This window comes from Chryseobacterium sediminis, from assembly GCF_008386505.1.
Lineage (GTDB): Bacteria > Bacteroidota > Bacteroidia > Flavobacteriales > Weeksellaceae > Chryseobacterium > Chryseobacterium sediminis.
Map to the genome: position 1 here is coordinate 1 of NZ_VUNZ01000011.1, position 584 is coordinate 584.

1 protein-coding gene is annotated in these 584 nt (G+C 36.8%); it reads left to right on the forward strand.

Going from position 1 to position 584, the window contains the following annotated elements:
* Positions 1-66: 66 nt before the first annotated feature.
* Positions 67-584 (forward strand): peptidoglycan-binding protein LysM (locus FW780_RS22225; protein WP_149835756.1); only part of this gene is annotated, 518 nt, incomplete at its 3' end.

The window sequence follows — 584 nt, forward strand, 5'->3', positions numbered from 1 at the left end:
CCGCTGTAGATTTGCAGTATACAAAAGATAACAATTAAATAAAAATAACAATAAAATAGTATTATCATGAAAAAACAAATCGTAATCACAGCCTTAACTTTTGGAGCTATTATATTAGGAACTCATAATGTTCAAGCTCAAAATACAACTGCAACGACAACCGTAAACATTACTTTGAACGATGTAATTTCTATCGATGCAGGAAGTACTGCCATTGGTAATACGGTTGACTTTAACTATGTTACTGCAGCAGACTACAACTCTGATCAGACCATTACTAAAGCCAACTCTTTAAAAGTGACTTCAACAAAGAACTTTAATGTTAAAGTAAAAGCAGGAGGTGCTAATTTCATGAATGGAACCAACTTAATCCCTGTAAATGTTTTGACAATCAAAGCTGCTACGGCTGCCGGAACAATGGGCGGAACAAAAAGTGCTGTAGTGTTATCTGCAACGGATCAAACCCTAGTAGCAAACGCTCCTCTTGGAAGTGCATTAACCCTGAATCTGGACTACACCATTCCAGCAGCGAAATCATCATCTTCTGATATTTTAGGTAAACCAGCCGGAACTTATACTCAAAC